General features: G+C 54.7%; 13 protein-coding genes and 1 pseudogene. 5 read left to right on the top strand and 9 right to left on the bottom strand.

From position 1 onward, the window contains the following. Positions 1 to 21: 21 nt before the first annotated feature. The 4 genes from HG15A2_RS16495 to HG15A2_RS16480 all read right to left on the bottom strand — a co-directional run bounded on the left by HG15A2_RS16495 (position 22) and on the right by HG15A2_RS16480 (position 4,715). Positions 22 to 2,190, bottom strand: a complete 2,169-nt coding sequence (locus tag HG15A2_RS16495; protein WP_145061434.1) for a carboxy terminal-processing peptidase — start codon at positions 2,188 to 2,190, stop codon at positions 22 to 24. Between the two features lie 390 nt (positions 2,191 to 2,580). Continuing rightward, complete coding sequence (locus HG15A2_RS16490) at positions 2,581 to 3,882, bottom strand: PLP-dependent aminotransferase family protein (RefSeq protein WP_145061432.1); 1,302 nt, start codon at positions 3,880 to 3,882, stop codon at positions 2,581 to 2,583. Positions 3,883 to 3,998: 116 nt separating this feature from the next. Beyond that, positions 3,999 to 4,205 carry a hypothetical protein gene (locus HG15A2_RS16485; protein WP_145061430.1) on the bottom strand — a complete coding sequence of 69 codons (207 nt, stop codon included), beginning with the start codon at positions 4,203 to 4,205 and terminating at the stop codon, positions 3,999 to 4,001. 66 nt (positions 4,206 to 4,271) lie between these two features. Continuing rightward, the gene (locus HG15A2_RS16480) at positions 4,272 to 4,715 is read right to left on the bottom strand and encodes a hypothetical protein (RefSeq protein ID WP_145061428.1); all 444 of its coding nucleotides are present in this window, start codon (positions 4,713 to 4,715) and stop codon (positions 4,272 to 4,274) included. A gap of 284 nt (positions 4,716 to 4,999) precedes the next feature. On the opposite strand from HG15A2_RS16480, the gene proC reads away from it, so the two are divergent. The 5 genes from proC (at position 5,000) to HG15A2_RS16455 (ending at position 8,308) form a co-directional block, all read left to right on the top strand. Continuing rightward, a complete protein-coding gene (gene proC / locus HG15A2_RS16475; protein ID WP_145061426.1) occupies positions 5,000 to 5,803 on the top strand; it encodes a pyrroline-5-carboxylate reductase in 804 nt (267 codons plus the stop codon). 112 nt (positions 5,804 to 5,915) lie between these two features. Then, positions 5,916 to 6,161 carry a hypothetical protein gene (locus HG15A2_RS16470; protein ID WP_145061424.1) on the top strand — a complete coding sequence of 82 codons (246 nt, stop codon included), beginning with the start codon at positions 5,916 to 5,918 and terminating at the stop codon, positions 6,159 to 6,161. 42 nt (positions 6,162 to 6,203) lie between these two features. Further along, positions 6,204 to 6,791 carry a hypothetical protein gene (locus tag HG15A2_RS16465; protein ID WP_145061422.1) on the top strand — a complete coding sequence of 196 codons (588 nt, stop codon included), beginning with the start codon at positions 6,204 to 6,206 and terminating at the stop codon, positions 6,789 to 6,791. A gap of 70 nt (positions 6,792 to 6,861) precedes the next feature. Then, a complete protein-coding gene (locus HG15A2_RS16460; RefSeq protein ID WP_145061420.1) occupies positions 6,862 to 7,425 on the top strand; it encodes an elongation factor P in 564 nt (187 codons plus the stop codon). A 70-nt stretch (positions 7,426 to 7,495) separates the two neighbouring features. Next, positions 7,496 to 8,308: a sterol desaturase family protein gene (locus HG15A2_RS16455; RefSeq protein WP_145061418.1), complete on the top strand. Its 813-nt coding sequence runs from the start codon at positions 7,496 to 7,498 to the stop codon at positions 8,306 to 8,308. A 24-nt stretch (positions 8,309 to 8,332) separates the two neighbouring features. Here HG15A2_RS16455 and HG15A2_RS16450 read toward each other — a convergent pair whose 3' ends face one another. The 5 genes and pseudogenes from HG15A2_RS16450 to guaA form a co-directional block, all read right to left on the bottom strand. Next, positions 8,333 to 8,743: a hypothetical protein gene (locus HG15A2_RS16450; protein WP_145061416.1), complete on the bottom strand. Its 411-nt coding sequence runs from the start codon at positions 8,741 to 8,743 to the stop codon at positions 8,333 to 8,335. Positions 8,744 to 8,819: 76 nt separating this feature from the next. Then, the gene (locus HG15A2_RS16445) at positions 8,820 to 9,203 is read right to left on the bottom strand and encodes a VOC family protein (protein ID WP_145061415.1); all 384 of its coding nucleotides are present in this window, start codon (positions 9,201 to 9,203) and stop codon (positions 8,820 to 8,822) included. 71 nt (positions 9,204 to 9,274) lie between these two features. Beyond that, complete coding sequence (gene ettA, locus HG15A2_RS16440; protein ID WP_145061413.1) at positions 9,275 to 10,954, bottom strand: energy-dependent translational throttle protein EttA; 1,680 nt, start codon at positions 10,952 to 10,954, stop codon at positions 9,275 to 9,277. 19 nt (positions 10,955 to 10,973) lie between these two features. After that, a pseudogene (locus tag HG15A2_RS25165) lies at positions 10,974 to 11,246 on the bottom strand (four helix bundle protein); the annotation flags it as partial. Between the two features lie 151 nt (positions 11,247 to 11,397). After that, a complete protein-coding gene (gene guaA / locus HG15A2_RS16430) occupies positions 11,398 to 13,125 on the bottom strand; it encodes a glutamine-hydrolyzing GMP synthase (protein WP_449185807.1) in 1,728 nt (575 codons plus the stop codon). Positions 13,126 to 13,194: the final 69 nt, after the last annotated feature.

Raw genomic sequence — 13,194 nt, 5'->3', positions numbered from 1 at the left:
ACTGCGTCTACTTTGCAGCGTCTACTTGGCAACCAAGCGAGCATCACCGAGCACTTCCAAGTAGTCGAAAGCAATCTTGATCAACTCTTCGTTGTAAGGCGTCGAAGCGAACACTGGTTTGTCGGTGTCCTGGAGGTCCTCGTAGAGTTCCTCCTGCTCCTTCTCCGTATTTACCTCGGCCCGCTCGGCCAAGAATTTTTCCTTGTTCAGAGTTATCGTTGGGTTTTCCTTGCGTTCGAGATACCTCGCAATACTTTTCTTCTCTTTGGCAAAGTACTCAGATTCGCTCACGCGTTCTGCCGAGCGACGACGTAGTTCGTTCACCGCTTGAGCAGCTGCAAACGGGTAGTTTTGGTGTGGCAACGGACGCACACGGTCGAACTTGATAGGGTAGTCGAGGTCCGCCTCACCGACTTCCCAGTGAGTCGTGCGCGAAGGTAGCTCGACATCGGAAACCACGCCACGGTTCTGCGTGCTATCGCCACCGGGGCGATAGAACTGCTGAATCGTCAACTTCAATGCACCCAAGTTAGGCGGATTGATCGGCAGGACTTGGCGTCCTAAATCGGTTAACTGTTGTACGGTTCCCTTGCCGTGAGTCGTCTTGTCGCCCACGACGATCCCGCGGCCGTAATCTTGGATGGCACCGGCAAAAATTTCGCTCGCGCTGGCACTGAACTTGTTGATGACCACGATCACTGGCTTCGTCCAAACGGCACCCGGATCGTCATCGGGGTATGGTTGCACCCGTCCATCTGGACCTTTTACTTGAACGATGGGACCTTGGTCGATGAACAGACCGGTTGTATCAACGGACTCAGGGAGCGAACCGCCGCCGTTGAATCGCAGGTCGACAATCACGAGATCCACATTCTGCCGATTGAAGTCCTCGAGCAGATTACGAACATCTCGCGTTGTGCTTTTGTAATTGGGATTGCCTTGTCCACGGGCTTCCATATCCATGTAGAAGCTAGGCAGATTGATCACGCCAATCTTGAACGTGCCGCCGCCTGCTTGATTCTGTTCGAGGATTTTGCCCGAGGCCTCGTCGGCGGTGGTTGCATCCTCTGCGGCTCCAGCTAAAGGTTCTCCTTTGGAGTCTCTTATCAGGATATCGCTGCGTGCTTCGCTGTCTTTCAGCTCAATGTGCTCACGTACGATGTCCAGCACTTTGAGTGTAGTCCCATCGGACGGTTTCACTTCTAGGCGAACGGTGGTTTGAGGTTTGCCGCGGATCTTCTCCACGACATCGGTAAGCTTCATCTCGGCGATATCAATCATCTCGCCACTAGTGCCCTGCCCTACTGAAGTGATCACATCGTCCACTTGCAGGCGGCCATCTTTGTCGGCAGCGCCACCAGGGATGATGCGACGCACGATCGTTTCTCCGTACTTTGACTCTAGTGAGGCACCGATGCCGTCTAGGCTCAGGCTCAATTGAATCTTAAAATTCTTCAGGTTGTTGGGCGACATGTAGCTGCTGTGCGGGTCGAAGCTGGTGGTGACCGCGCTCAGGAAGTACTCTAACAATTCATCCATGCTGGTCTGCATCCAACGCCGGCGGATGCTCTTGTACCGCTTGTGCATTTTTTCTTTGGCTTCGACATCATCCACTTCATCGGCGGTTTGCAACAAAAGGTCGTATTTCACACGCTTACGCCAGCGATCCTCAATCTCAGCGGCATTTTTCGCCCACGGTATTTCATCGGGATCGCGGATGAAGGTCTCATCCTTTGTGTAGTCGTGCTCAGCGTCGATATACTTTTCGGCGTAGCCGATGCTGGTGTCCACGCGAAGTAGGAATAGTTCGTAGATGCGATTCGCCAGCCGTACATCGCCCTTGCGAATGTAGTCGTCGATCTTGTCGTTCTCTCGTGCGAATTGATCGATGTCGCTCTGCAAAAAATACAGCTTCATGGGGTCGAGCGTCTTGAAGAACATCTCCATGGCGCGTTTGGAAATTTCATCATTCACCCGCATCTCAGAGAGATGATGGCGATCCATCAAGGCACTGACCAACAAGGCGATGCGTTGCTCGTTCGCCGTGGGGGCAGCCGGGCGAGCCGTCGCGGCGGTGCTGAGCCACGATGCGGTCACTAAGCCACTGCCTAGCAAGCAAATTGTAAAGAGACGCCATTTGCCGCCGATTGCAGTGCGTAGGGCGGCTGAGATTGAAGATTTTCGAGTCATTGTTTCTCGGTTCCGTGGAAGTTATTCCTCTGGCGGGCCCCAATACCGGGGCCGCTCTCCCTAACTGATACGCAGCCCCTTGGTCAGCAGTTCGAGGCTTGCCGAAAAGAGCGAGCCGCTAAGGGGCCAGGGGCCACAGTTGGGGGCCGTACTTGGTACGCCGCCGGCTCGGCAAGTCCATTCAAGCAAACTACTTAAGGTAAGCTCGTTCCACGCAACTGGTTACGTGGCTACTCACTTAAGCGATATGCGTGGTCTACCGAGACGCCATGCGTGTCAGCATAGTAGCTCAGAGGTGAGCCGTGGGCAAGATCGGCGAATTCTGCCTGCTAGGTAAGATGCGGGCGAGGACGGGGAATTCCCACATTTAAAGTGATACACTGGTGCTGGCTAAGCGAAAGCGCTCACTAAGGCCTGATCCCATCGCGGAAATACCGACCGCAAGTCCAGAAATAGATCGGCCTCAGTCACCTTAACTGCAACTTGTGGTGTTTGACGCTGGAGTCGTTCTACTTCTGAGCTAGCAACGCCCTGTTCAAGGTTCACTGAGACGCCCCAGCTCGCAGCGGCAAGCTGCTGGGACTTACCTTCGACGACCCAGGCAGATTCGATCTCGCAGGCAGTGGCTTCCATAATTCGGGGTGAGTCGTGAATCAGCTGAGCAAGCCTTTCTGCCCTTTGCTGCAAGTTGGCAAGCGGCGTTGATAGCAGTGACCAAGCGGGAACTGTGAACACGATTTGGTCTGGAGATTCGTACAATTGGAGCGTCGCGGAAAGAGCCAAGCCTACCAGTTCGTTTGCAGCAACTGCGGTGGCAAGAGAATGAGCCCTTAACTTGTCAATGAGCGATTGCTTCCCAAGGAAGATGCCACAAGTTGGGCCGCCGATCAGGCCGTCTCCGCGAATCAAGACTAAGTCGGCCCCCGTCTTGATGCGTGTGGCAGCGTGGGGAATAGTAGAAAGGCCAACACTCTCGGGATCGGTAATCCCGGCCACTGGCGAAACCTCTAAGAGCGGAAGGTCCGCATAGCGATCGGCAAGCTCCGCGATTGCGGGCAATCCTGCGGTCGCCTCATTTAAAGGCGAGTGACGGATCAGCAGACCTCCTCTTGCAGTGCTTTCGCTGGGCAATTCATTCCGCAAGGCCGCGGCGCCACTGGCGGCGATGCGCTGCCAGTCCGTTGAACGGCTTGTTTCAGATTCGATAACATACAGTTCTCCGCCAGAAGCAAGTGCAGCAACTGCCAAATGGAGAGCCGATTCGTAGCCACTCAATATGAGAGAGCTCTCGGCCCCGGTCAGTCGCTTCAACTGTCTTGCAACACGGTCTTGGATCGCGGGGCCCGTAGGGCGAAATTCACCTGCTGTGGAAAGCATGGCATGCACGGCCTGCTCAGGCAGCGGGTTGGCGAATTCTCCACCGCAAACAATTCCTGTTGCGTTGATCACTGATCGCGAGTGCTTTGGATCGCCTAGCAGTCGCTGAGCAAATTGCTCAGCGAGGTGTGGAAGTGACGGGAGCTCGAAGTTGTTCGTCTTTTCGCTAACGGTATTGCGGAGATCGTCGTAGAAGTCAGCGGCACGAGATGCAACGGTGGACTGGCTCAACCGCTCGATGACATTTTTCACGCGCGGATGCCCGAGCAATTCCTTAGTGGTCGGCAGTTTCGGTAGCTTCGATTCAGACGGCATGGGTGGGGCTCAGCGAGAGGCATAGGCAGCAAGCCGGTTGCTTACCGCACCAAGAGGGATGATCCATCTTAGAGCTAATGCGCCGAGAACGTCTACGCTGGGAATCGAGAGGAAGGCTAGCGGCGCTCTGTCGAAGAGTCGCTGATCCCCACATCTTGAGGCGATGGGAAAGGGTCTTGCGAGGCCAGCTTTTCGATTTGCTCCATCTCACGTCCGCTCTTCGAGGGCAACGGCGAACTTCCTAGCCAAGCTTGGCAGCCTGCGCTACAGACCGTAAGTGCTGCTAGTGCGACGAAACAGGCTTTGCTTGAGGCGTGGAGCATGCGATGAGTCCTGGAACCGAAAATCACTGAAGCTAGGTGCGTCACTTTGAGCCTGCGTGGCTTGGCCTACTTGGGGCGCTCGCCTGCCATGAACTCACCGATGGTGCGTGGCGGTTGGGGCTCCTCCTGGCCCTTAAATAGCTGGTTCCACGCAGACGGTTGCTCGCGTGAAGCAATCTGCGGATTGGTTTCTTTGCCACCCCCCGAGCCGAAACTCAAGATTTCCTTCGCACCCTGCCAAGCTTTTTTTGTGCCAGATACGACCTTGCCAGCACTCTCTTTGACTGGCCCGAAAGCGTTCTCAGGTAGCTTTGGCATCTCCATTTTGGGCATGGTTATCTTAGGCATTTCGATCTTTGGCATCGTCAGCTTAGGCATCCATCCCAGGGGGCTGGCCTCTGGGGTAGGCGTTACTGCGGTCGCTGGACTTATTGCGGGCCCCTGTGCGTGGAGGACGCCTGGGACGAGTCCCATTGCGAGTAGGAAGGCGAGCTTGTTGAGTCTGAGCATGACGGAATTCTCCGAAAGCATGGGAGTGTGTTAATAGAGGGCCTGTAGCCAGAGCCAGATACTTCTACTTCTGAATTTTGAGGGAGTGTTCCAAATCCACTGCGGTGCGTCCAGAGCGATGTTGAGACAATCGAGAGTTGGGGCAATATGGTTGATGCCAGCCGGCATCAACCATATTACCCCAACGGTGCTATCAGCCTACTGTTTCGTTCTGCGCTGATAGCATCTAAGATAGAGTGCCGTTCAACTAGCCATCGCCACCACACCACTAAGTAGAAACTGCAATGCTCGGATTTATCGGATCAGGACGGATGGCCACGGCGCTAGCGCGTGGGTGCATCGAAGCAAAGCTCTACCAGGCGGGTGACGTCGTTGCTAGCGATCCGTACGAACCGGCAAGAGAGCAATTCGCCGAACAACTATCTGGGGTGGCGACGGTGGAAGACAACGCCGCTGTCCTCCAGCAAGCGGACGTCGTATTCCTGGCAGTCAAGCCACAGATGATGGATGAGGTGCTCGACGCCATTGCGGAACATGTGATGCCATCACACCTACTGATCTCCATCGCCGCCGGTGTAACGCTCCAACGGCTTGCCAGTCACCTTCCCGCGAAGACGCGACTCATCCGAGTCATGCCCAACACCCCTTGCCTGATTGGGCGCGGCGCTTGCGGTTTCGCCGTAGGAGCTTCTTGCAACGAAGTGGATTCGCAAACCGTCAAGCGAATCCTTGGTAGTGTAGGGATTGTGCACGAAGTAGAAGAGCAACAGCTCGACGCGGTGACGGGCCTGTCGGGTTCTGGGCCGGCATTCGTGTACTCAGTGATCGAATCCCTGGCCGCCGGCGGGGTCGCCGGTGGTTTGTCGGAAAAGCTGTCCCTAGAACTGGCGATTCAAACAACAGTTGGCGCGGCAGAAATGCTCACGGCCACTGGTAAGTCCCCTGCTGAACTTCGCGATCAAGTAACGAGTCCCGGTGGCACGACTTTCGCGGGTCTTGAATCCCTAAAGCGCGATCGGGGCCAAGCCGCTTTGCAGGCTGCAGTTGAGGCGGCTACGCAGCGCTCGGTGGAACTTGGCAAGTCTTGAAGATAAGATGATGCAAGTGGCCCAGCCGACGCTGTTGCACTCGGCTAGCTAACACCTCAGCTAACATTTGTCGTTCTGTTTACATTTTAATCCACGATTTCGAACTTCTGCTATGTCTATCCTATCCCGAATAGATGACAAACATGTGCCCCTCTATCGTGTCATGTGGGTGGCGGCAACACCGCATTTCTGTGGCGAGGAGGATTGCATGCGTGAGGGTTGCTACGAGGTACGTCTCGAACAAGGGGAATCCATTTGGGCCAATGCCGCAGATAACGATAGACTCATAACACAGCTTGAATTGTGGCAAGGGGGCCTCGGGCCGCCGGATGCTGGCGATGACGAGGCTGCTTGGTAGGTGAAGCAGTTTTTAGTGATGCAAAACTAAAGGGACGATGTCATGGGCGAGAAAAAAGCGGACGAACTTCATTGGCGCGAAACGTACTTCATCGTTTTCCCCGAGCATGAGCGTCCAACCCTAGATGCAGTTGAACACATGCTAGGTGACGCGAGTAAGCGATTTCAATTGAAGAATCTATCTGCCGACGATCAAGGGCTATTTCAATCGGTACTCGTCGAGTCGGATGACGATCATGCGGCCGTGGAGGTGAGCTTCGAAATCGGCGAAGCAGTGGTCGAGCAGAATTTGGAATTCGCCAAGCAGATGCAAGATCACGTCCCAGCAGACCAGCTGCAACAACTCATGCTCGCGGATGCTCGGCTTGAAGTGGCCCACTTCGAGCGCTGTGCTGCAGAGGCCACTTCCCAGCCGGTGAGCGAACGGAAATCGACGAGGCGCTCTCTGGACCTCAACGAGGCATTCAGCGACAGTGCGTACGCTGATGATTCTGGCGACGACTTCGACTCCGATTTGGGCGACCCCGAATTCGAAATGCTCGACCCGACCTGTTTACTAACAGTCGTAGACGCGTTGGCAGCACTCACCGATGGCCTGACGATCGACCCGGCCGCAGGCGAACTCGTGTAGCGAGGGCGACTTTCCTTCTTTAAATTACTCTACTTTCCCTCTCCACATCTAACCTTTTCCCCTACACAGAATGCTCGCAAAAGACACGAAGCCCGGCGCTATCATCAAGCAAAACGAGGCACCGCTAATCATCGAATCGGTTATGGTGCAAAGCCCCTCGGCCCGTGGGGGTGCAACGCTTTACAAATTCCGCGCTCGCAACCTCGTTACCAAACAAAAGGTAGACCTCTCCTGCAAGGGAACCGACAACCTCGAAGAGGCCGATTTCCAACGTCGCGAGGCTACGTTCATGTTTGCCGATGCGGAGCAGATTCATTTCCTTGATCAAGAAGACTACAATCAGTGGTCGCTGCTTGCTGCCGATATCGAAGAGGAAATGCAGTACGTCACTGAGGATCTCCAAGGCATTCTAGTATTGATCTACGACGAGCAATGCGTGGGTATCCAGCTGCCTGCAACCGTGGAACTGAAGATCACTGAATGTGATCCTGGTGTGAAAGGCAACTCTGCGACTTCCCGCAACAAGCCGGCCAAGCTAGAGACGGGCCTGACAATCCAAGTGCCTGAGTACCTAAAACAAGACCAAGTCGTGAAGATCGATACCCGAACCGGTGCGTTTCTTAGCCGGGCCTAGTGGCCGCTCATCAAGTCGGAGAGGTATCCTGCCTTCGCAGGGACTGGATGACTGCAACTGAGAGACTCGCATGACAGCCAAGCAGCTTTTTGCCATTGTTGTCCTGATCGTCGTTGTTGCTGCCGAGACTTATCGCCCTTTCTTCCCGTCTCAGCAGCGCTCTTGGCGAGATCGACTCTGGCATGACGGGCGGAATTTCTTCCTGGCAACTCTCAATGCGGTGCTGAGCGCGGCAATCGTCGTTTGGGTGCTGGTTTCGCTGGATCGGTGGGCAGAGGCCAATCATATTGGCTTGCTGCGCCAGTTTGCGATGCCAGCTTGGCTAGGAGGCGCGATTGCCCTACTGTTGTTCGACCTGTGGATGTATTGGTGGCATCGGCTTAATCACAGGATCGGCTGGCTCTGGCGCTTTCATCGGGTACATCATTGCGACCCGGCGATGAATGCCTCGACAGGTGTGCGATTTCACTTTGGCGAAGTGTTTCTATCGTGGCTGGCGAGGCTTATTGTGCTGCCACTGCTAGGTATGAGCATTACTCAGTTGGCGGCTTACGAGTCGGCCGCCTTTGCGGTCGTCGTTTTTCACCACTCGAATCTTCATGTGCCATGGTGGGTCGATCGGCTTGTCAACTGTTTGGTCGTTACTCCTGCGATGCATCGTGTCCATCACAGCCGCTTGCGAGAAGAGACCAATAGTAACTATTCGTCGCTCTTCCCATGGTGGGATCGGCTCTTTCAGAGTTTGAAAGTTCGTAACGATCTTGAAAACATCGAATACGGTCTCGATGACGGACTGTCCGATCCGGAATGGCAAAGTGTAACGGGGCTGATCCGCATGCCCCTGGCAGGAGAGACGAATAGCTCAACTAAGAGTGGGCAGTGAAGATCCGTTGATTGAACCCGCGTACTAGAAAAGCTCTCGTTGACGGTTGGCGGGCTTCTTACTCCGTTTTTTCTTTGCAGGTTTTTTCGCGGCCTTCTTTTTCGGTGACGCGGTTTTCTTCACTTTCTTTTTGCTCGCCGTCTTCTTCTTAGCAGCCTTCTTCTTAGCGTTCTTTGTCACTCCTTTAGTAGTCACCTTCTTCTTAGCGGACTTCTTCGGTTTCTCCCTGGCTGCTTTCGCTTGTTTCTTCGTTGCCGTCGAGGATTTCTTGGCAGCCTTCTTCTTGGGCGACTTCTTCGTAGGCTTCGTTTTCTTGGTCTTGGCAGGCTTTGCTGTTACAGACTTGCTGTTCTTAGAGGATTTCTTGCCATCACTGAAAATGTTATCCCAGTTATCGGAAAACTTTTGGGTAGAACCAACTCGTACAACGCTCATAGCTTTTCCTGTATCTAACGAATCTCGTAATCGACTTGTGAAACCGCCGAAGTGGCACTTCTTCAGAGATAATAGTCTAGCTGCGTACGAACAGTTCGTGAACGTGCCCATCGGGGTCGGCAAAGAATGCCGCATACTGGCCCCAAGGCATGTCGGCTGGGGCTTTCACCCTTACCGCACCCTGCTCTAGCAGCTTCTCAAACTGCTGCTCAAGCTCCGTTGGCGACTCGCATTCGAAGGCCATCTCGAATGGCGTACCGCTGGCTGGGGTCTGGTAGCCCTCGTAGCCGGTGGTGTCCTTCATGACTTCTCGCTCACAAATAGCGAAACGCAGCGGTTGCCCGCTGAACTCGACGTACTTCGGTCTGTCATCGGCAATTTCGAAGCCAAGGACATCGCGATAGAAAGCTTTCATCTCATCGAACTGGTCGGTGAACAGGCCGATCATGTTAATTTGCATGGTGTGACGCTTTCTCAAATTCTCCGGCGAGCTGTTAGCTCGCGGCTAAACTTGTTTGACAATTGAGTACCTTAGCTCTGTTGCAGTTTCCTATATCTGAAACGCTTGGGCTCATCGGCGTCTTTGCCGATGCGTTCACGGTGTTCGCGCTCGTAGGTTTGGAAGTTGCCCTCGCACCAGTGGACATAGCCATCGCCTTCGAAAGCCAAAATGTGCGTGGCCAATCGATCTAAGAACCAGCGGTCATGGCTCACGACTACGGCACAGCCGGCAAAGTTGGCGACGGCCTCTTCGAGGGCGCGCAATGTGTCGACATCCAGATCGTTGGTCGGTTCGTCGAGCAGCAGCACGTTCGTGCCACGCCGTAGTAGCTTAGCCAGATGCACTCGATTGCGTTCACCACCGGAGAGGATGCCCACTTTTTTCTGTTGGTCGGTGCCGTTGAAGTTGAATCGTGAGACGTACGCTCGCGAGTTCATTGTGCGTTTGCCCATTTCTAAATTGTCGAGCCCGCCGGAAATCTCTTCATAAACCGTGGCATCGGGATTCAAGTCGTCGCGGGATTGATCGACGTAGCCAAGTTCGACCGTATCGCCCACGAGCAACTCGCCCGTGTCGGGCTGCTCCTGCCCCATGAGCATGCGCAGCAGCGTCGTTTTGCCAGCACCATTCGGTCCAATAATCCCCACGATACCGCCAGCAGGGAGCCGGAAGTTGCAGTTCTCGAAAATGAGACGATCGCCGTAGGACTTGCTCAGATTCACCCCTTCGATGACTTTCTCACCGAGTCGCTGTCCAGGTGGGATTTGGATTTCCAATTCGTCGGGCTTGTCCTCAAACTCTTCGGCGACCATTTGCTCGTAGGCGTTGACGCGGGCCTTGCTCTTGGATTGTCGCGCCTTGGGCGACATGCGAATCCACTCCAACTCACGTGCAAGCGTTTTTTGCCGGGCAGACTTCTTTCGTTCTTCCTGCTCCAATCGCTTTTGTTTTTGCTCAAGCCACGCTGTGTAGTTGCCCTCGTAGGGAATGCCCTGTCCGCGATCGAGTTCCAGGATCCAACCTGCCACGTTGTCGAGGAAATAGCGATCATGCGTTACGGCAACAATCGTACCTGAGTATTCAGCTAGATGACGTTCGAGCCAGGCGATGCTTTCCGCGTCGAGATGGTTTGTCGGTTCATCCAACAGAAGTAAATCAGGCTTCTGCAGCAGAATCGTGCAGAGAGCCACGCGACGCTTCTCACCGCCGGAAAGCTTGTCCACGGGCGAGTCACCAGGCGGCAGGTTCATCGCGCTCATGGCAATTTCGATCTGCCGATCGATTTCCCATGCATTGGCGGCGTCGATTTTGTCCTGCAGTGCCGCCTGACGATTCATGAGTTTTTCCATGGCGTCAGGATCATCTGCCACATCGGCGTACTTGTCGCCGATTTGCTCAAACTCTTCGAGCATGGCACGCGTTTCGGTCACAGCTTCCTCGACATTTCCTAGCACCGTCTTGGCATTATTGAGCTGCGGCTCTTGTTCCAGCAGGCCGACTGTGAAACCATCAGACAGTTCTGCCGAGCCATCGTATTCCTTATCGATGCCTGCCATGATCCGCAACAGTGTACTCTTGCCGCTGCCGTTGCGACCAAGCACGCCAATCTTCGCGCCTGGGTAGAAGGCGAGATAGATCTCCTTGAGAACCTCGCGCTGGGCGATCTTCTTGGTGAGGTTGGAGATTTGATAGATGTACTTCTTAGACATGGTGGAAGAATTTGTGATTTTAGAGTGAAGATTGATGATTGTTGTGGCGACTAACTTTTGAGGTCTTTACGCTGGCAGCAAGGATTGCGATCAGTTCCCCGCACTCCTGCTGCAATGATTTCAGTTTCTCGGGCTTAACGATTTCTGAGTCGGCAAGCAATTCCAGCCAGTAAGAAGTTTCGTCTGCTTCGCGTAAGGAAATTGTGAGTATCGATGTGAAGTGTTTCTTAGTGCCAGCTCGGCAGGCTTCTCTGTAGTTCGCGCCCACCGATGTGCCGGATCTCAATACTTGGTTGCCGAGCGTCCTGGCTCAATTGGTGCTTGGCAGGCTGCTGACGAGTCGAATAATTCTCAAGGCAAAAGCTTTGGTGCGTTCCGACAACTCTTGGCAGTTCATAGTTCTCTCCAAAAATCAGCAGTCATAAATCAACACTCTGAAATCTCTACTCCCACTCAATCGTTGCCGGTGGCTTGCTGCTGATGTCGTAGACCACTCGGTTCACGCCCTGCACTTCGTTGATGATTCTGGTGGAGATCCTTGCCAGTAGTTCGTAGGGCAAGTGGCTCCAGTCAGCGGTCATGAAGTCGTCCGTGTTTACCGATCGCACGGCGATCGTGTCTTCGTAAGTGCGGCTATCGCCCATGACGCCAACACTTTGGATGGGTAACAGCACGGCAAAAGATTGGGATGTCGCCCTATAAAGCCCAGCTGCTTTGATCTCGCCGACGACGATGGCGTCAGCTGCCCGTAGTGTATCGAGCCTGCCCTTGGTGACCTCTCCCAGACAACGCACCGCCAAGCCTGGACCTGGAAACGGGTGCCGCCAGACGATTTCCTCAGGAAGCCCGAGCTGCAATCCCAGGCGGCGGACTTCGTCTTTGAATAAATCACGCAGCGGTTCGATGAGGTCGAAACCCAATTCCTCTGGCAAACCTCCCACGTTGTGGTGAAGCTTTATCGTGTCTGCCGGACCGTCGGGGGCGGCACCGCTTTCGATGACGTCGGGATAGAGCGTTCCTTGAGCTAAGTACTTGGCACCTTCAATTTTCTGGGCTTCGCTCGCAAAGCACTCGATGAAGGTGTGCCCGATGCGGCGGCGTTTCTCTTGTGGGTCGGTCACACCGTCGAGGACATCGAGGAAGCGGTCTTCTGCTTTTACGACATGTAGGTCCGTTTTGAAGTGGTCGCTGAATTCTTCAACAACCGCTCGTTCTTCATCGAGTCGCAAGAGGCCGTTATCGACCAGAATGCAAGATAGCTGCTCGCCAATAGCTTCCGCCAGAATGGCCGCGACTACCGCGGAGTCTACGCCGCCAGACAATCCACAAATGACTCGGTCGTCTCCCACTTGCTGGCGAATGCGGGCAATCGTTTCCTCGGCAAAATCGCCCAGCTTCCACGTTCCATTGGCACCGCACACGCTATTGAGGAAATTTCCCAACACGGTCGCGCCTTCGGGCGTGTGCGTGACCTCGGGATGGAATTGCAAACCGTAGATGGGAAGCTGGCGATGCTTGATTGCTGCGTAGGGGCAAGTCGAAGTACGCGCCATCGGCAGGAAGTCTTCGGCAATGCCGGCCACTTGATCGCCGTGGCTCATCCAAACTTGGGTCTGCGCGGCAACGTTGGCGAATAGGTCGCCCGCATCGGTGACCTCGCACTCCGCACGGCCGTACTCGCGCGATGGCGTGTTATCTACTTTCCCGCCAAGTGCTTGGCAAACCAACTGCATGCCGTAACAGATACCCAGCACGGGGATGCCCAGCTCAAAGAGCTTCGCATCGCATTGTGGTGCGTCGGGTTCGTAAACGCTGTTCGGTCCGCCAGAGAGGATAATTCCTATGGGGTCGAGTTCCTTGAGACGCTCGGCCGTGATGTCGTGCCGCACGATTTCACAGTAAACATTCTGTTCTCGCACCCTCCGGGCGATAAGCTGGGCATACTGTGAGCCGAAGTCGAGCACAAGCACGCGCTGGGCAGCAGCGGCTGAGGGAACATTCGGCGGGGCGGGGGCCGTTTTGGTCATCGCGACTGGCTCTGTTGGGGAGACGGCTTCGTGGCAAAACAAGCCATTATAGGGCGTGGGTCGTGATTCGTAAGGCGATGTTTTCAAGGGAAAATGGCCGCGGGCCAACGGCCCGCCGGGATGTGGCCACCAAGATGTGGTCATTTTGCCTCACCCAAGTTGTCTTCCGACCTCGCACGTTGTGGCAACGCAACCAGGCCGGTTATAGTGACG

The organism is Adhaeretor mobilis (assembly GCF_007741515.1).
GTDB lineage: Bacteria > Planctomycetota > Planctomycetia > Pirellulales > Lacipirellulaceae > Adhaeretor > Adhaeretor mobilis.
Note: the sequence above shows the minus strand (reverse complement) of the source record. Positions and strands in the feature narration are given on the sequence as shown.

Excerpts from the sequence above, each read along its gene's own strand:
- HG15A2_RS16485 (WP_145061430.1), bottom strand. The coding sequence starts at position 4,205 with ATGCTCCACGCCTCAAGCAAAGCCTGTTTCGTCGCACTAGCAGCACTT.
- HG15A2_RS16490 (WP_145061432.1), bottom strand. The coding sequence starts at position 3,882 with ATGCCGTCTGAATCGAAGCTACCGAAACTGCCGACCACTAAGGAATTG.
- HG15A2_RS16450 (WP_145061416.1), bottom strand. The coding sequence starts at position 8,743 with ATGAGCGTTGTACGAGTTGGTTCTACCCAAAAGTTTTCCGATAACTGG.
- proC (WP_145061426.1), top strand. The coding sequence starts at position 5,000 with ATGCTCGGATTTATCGGATCAGGACGGATGGCCACGGCGCTAGCGCGT.
- HG15A2_RS16465 (WP_145061422.1), top strand. The coding sequence starts at position 6,204 with ATGGGCGAGAAAAAAGCGGACGAACTTCATTGGCGCGAAACGTACTTC.
- HG15A2_RS16460 (WP_145061420.1), top strand. The coding sequence starts at position 6,862 with ATGCTCGCAAAAGACACGAAGCCCGGCGCTATCATCAAGCAAAACGAG.
- guaA (WP_449185807.1), bottom strand. The coding sequence starts at position 13,125 with ATGACCACATCTTGGTGGCCACATCCCGGCGGGCCGTTGGCCCGCGGC.
- HG15A2_RS16495 (WP_145061434.1), bottom strand. The coding sequence starts at position 2,190 with ATGACTCGAAAATCTTCAATCTCAGCCGCCCTACGCACTGCAATCGGC.
- ettA (WP_145061413.1), bottom strand. The coding sequence starts at position 10,954 with ATGTCTAAGAAGTACATCTATCAAATCTCCAACCTCACCAAGAAGATC.
- HG15A2_RS16455 (WP_145061418.1), top strand. The coding sequence starts at position 7,496 with ATGACAGCCAAGCAGCTTTTTGCCATTGTTGTCCTGATCGTCGTTGTT.
- HG15A2_RS16470 (WP_145061424.1), top strand. The coding sequence starts at position 5,916 with ATGTCTATCCTATCCCGAATAGATGACAAACATGTGCCCCTCTATCGT.
- HG15A2_RS16445 (WP_145061415.1), bottom strand. The coding sequence starts at position 9,203 with ATGCAAATTAACATGATCGGCCTGTTCACCGACCAGTTCGATGAGATG.
- HG15A2_RS16480 (WP_145061428.1), bottom strand. The coding sequence starts at position 4,715 with ATGCTCAGACTCAACAAGCTCGCCTTCCTACTCGCAATGGGACTCGTC.